Here is a 251-nt window from a genome sequence, read left to right on the forward strand (position 1 = left end):
CGCGCGTGCCACCGCACCCGCCCAGCGGCGCGCATCGCGCACGTCCGCCGCCTCCAAGACCGAGCTGCCGCCGCTGCCATTCCGCGTCGACGGCGCCGAACTGGGCGCCGACCAGCGCAGCGTGTCCGTCGCGCCGAGCATCGGGGACTTCACGCCCGCCCAACTTCAGGAGCTGCTGCCCGGGGATGCGGTCGGCCCGTGGCGCCTGCAGGCGATCGAGGGCAACACCGCAGTGTTCCAGGCCGGCAACC

The 251-nt window shown here is 74.9% G+C and carries 1 pseudogene; it reads left to right on the forward strand.

Going from position 1 to position 251, the window contains the following annotated elements:
* Positions 1–251 (forward strand): annotated as a pseudogene (locus KVT32_RS30860) (hypothetical protein); the annotation flags it as partial.

Source organism: Achromobacter sp. GbtcB20 (assembly GCF_019091095.1).
Classification (GTDB): domain Bacteria; phylum Pseudomonadota; class Gammaproteobacteria; order Burkholderiales; family Burkholderiaceae_B; genus Achromobacter; species Achromobacter mucicolens.